The organism is Xanthomonas sp. SHU 166 (assembly GCF_000364685.1).
GTDB classification, from domain to species: Bacteria; Pseudomonadota; Gammaproteobacteria; order Xanthomonadales; family Xanthomonadaceae; genus Xanthomonas_A; species Xanthomonas_A sontii.
Map to the genome: position 1 here is coordinate 1 of NZ_AQOJ01000463.1, position 1,120 is coordinate 1,120.

A 1,120-nucleotide genomic window follows, 5' to 3' on the forward strand; every position below is an offset into this window, starting at 1 on the left:
CCGCGGCGTCCTGCGCCTGCAGCTGCGCCGCGCCATGCGCACCGGCGAACTCGACGATCAGGCCGGCGCTGTCGAACGCACGCGGGAAGGCGATATCCAGTTGCCGCGCCTGCGCGCCGGTGCCCGGCATCGCCACCGCGGCACCGCCCTGCCACAGCGCCGCGGCGTCGGCCGCGGACACGCCACGCAACTGCACGGCGCCGGCACCCAGCGGCTCCATCTCGTAGATCGACACGCCCCAGTCGGCGCTGCGCGCGGGCGCAGCCAGGCGCAGGTAGCGGGCCAGATGCGGCGCGAAGAACACGGTCTCGGTGCCGCCCAGCGAATCGGCCATCGTGTACACCGTGTCCCAGCGCTGGCCATCGCGCGAGGTCTGCAGCAGGAAGCCTTCCGGATTGGAGGTGTCCCATTGCAGGCGCACGCCGCCGACCTGCGCGGCGCGGCCCAGGTCGATCTGGAACCAGTGGCCGGGACTGAAGGCGCCTGCGGTGCGGGTGCTGGCGTCGCCGTCGATCAGATAGCCGATCGCCTGCGCCTTGACCTGCTTGGAGGAACTGGACGCCTGCCATTGCGCACGCGGCGGCAGGCGGCCGTCCTGCGCCTGCACCGGGGCCGTCATCGCAAGTCCGTACAGGACTGCGGACAACACCCAGGCGCAGCGGCGCGCGCCACCGTGACCGAGCACTCGGATGATCTCTGACGAATATCGCACTGGGTCCCCCGGCCAGCACCGCCTCAATCGAGGTGGGCGGACGTTAGCAGCAACTGCAAGCGGTTACATGATGCGTTGCAACATCCGCAATCCACTGGCACATCTGGCCATATGCCGACATGCCTGTCCCGACAGCCCAACACCGGGTCATGAAATGTCCCGCCGCGACAAGCCCAGCCCCCTGGCTGCCTGCCGGTCGTCCCCGCACCGCCGCCCCGCCCGGCTTGCCGGAATCGCCCGCGCCCAGCAAGATGCGGGACGTTTTGGGGAACGAGCCCGCATCGTATGTCGTCCTGCCCGACCCGGGTCATCTCCTCGCGCGCGCTGTGCGTCCTGCTGTTGGCGATGCTCGCCCTGGCCGTGGGCGGATGCAAGCGCACGCCCGCCGAACTGCCCGGCGCCAGCGCC

General features: G+C 70.8%; 1 protein-coding gene. It reads right to left on the reverse strand.

The window, feature by feature from the left end:
• The coding region (locus D180_RS12320) for a discoidin domain-containing protein (RefSeq protein ID WP_043090904.1) at positions 1-619 on the reverse strand (619 nt) is incomplete at its 3' end.
• Positions 620-1,120: the final 501 nt, after the last annotated feature.